The sequence below is a fragment of the Roseomonas rosulenta genome (assembly GCF_016106005.1).
Lineage (GTDB): Bacteria > Pseudomonadota > Alphaproteobacteria > Acetobacterales > Acetobacteraceae > Neoroseomonas > Neoroseomonas rosulenta.
The window spans coordinates 1-569 of the sequence record NZ_JACADR010000651.1; the positions used below are offsets into that span (position 1 = coordinate 1).

The window sequence follows — 569 nt, forward strand, 5'->3', positions numbered from 1 at the left end:
GCAGGGCCGCCAGGGCCGGCCGCGGCGCCAGCGCGCCGCCTGCCGTCAGCAGCAACAGCGCCGCGACCGGGGCGCCCGAGACCACCAGCGTCGCGCGGATCCACGCGGCCGCGCGTGGGGCTTCACCGAACATGGCGCGGGCCGCATCGCCCCGTCAGGCCGGGCGTCGGCATCCTCACGCCGTCGCTCAGGATCCGGCGGCGCCAGGCGCCGGCGCGCGTTCCACCATGCGGGCCTCGCCGCTCGGCTCCACGGCGAACAGCGCCAGGCCGCGCTGCACCAGGCCTTCGGGCTGAAGGCGCACCGGGCCGTCCACGCCGTCGAAGACCTCGCCGGTATTGGGCCCGGCCTGGCCGCGTGGCGTGAGCACGACGCGCGCCGCCACGCCCGCGGCGTCGTAGGCGATTCCCGCCAGGCGCGGCGGGCGCTCGCCGAAGGCGCCCTCGAAGCGCGCATCGAAGCTCGCGCGCGAACGCGGGTCGGGGGCGGCAAACAGGGCGCCGTGCAGCGCCGGTTCCTGCCCCAGCGTTGCGTCCTGCGCCCAGAGCGCATGGCCCAGGATGCGCGGC

1 pseudogene is annotated in these 569 nt (G+C 78.2%); it reads right to left on the reverse strand.

The annotated features are described in order from the left end of the window. Positions 1–187: 187 nt before the first annotated feature. Positions 188–569, reverse strand: a pseudogene (locus HW578_RS27470) (penicillin-binding protein activator); the annotation flags it as partial.